Source organism: Vogesella perlucida, assembly GCF_979366545.1.
On the sequence record NZ_CEETRO010000093.1, the window covers coordinates 1 to 213 of the forward strand.

General features: G+C 65.3%; 1 protein-coding gene. It reads left to right on the forward strand.

Translation table 11 applies throughout. The features are described 5' to 3' along the window. Nucleotides 1–213, forward strand: a 213-nt coding sequence (locus tag ACZ9XP_RS18090) for a hypothetical protein (protein WP_465188980.1), incomplete at both ends; no start/stop codon positions are given.

The following is a 213-nucleotide window of genomic DNA, read 5'->3' on the forward strand; positions in this document are numbered from 1 at the left end:
TGGTGGCCGACGCCGACAAGGTGATCGAGGCCAGCGTCACCACCCGTGACGAAGCCGGCAACAGCATCACCGTCAGCGACACCGAGGGCTACAGCGTCGACACCGTCGCCCCGGACAACCGTACCGCCAGCATCAGCGTCAACGACATCACCGCCGACAACGTGGTGAACGCCGCCGAAGCCGATGAAGACATCACCGTCAGCGGCACCGTCA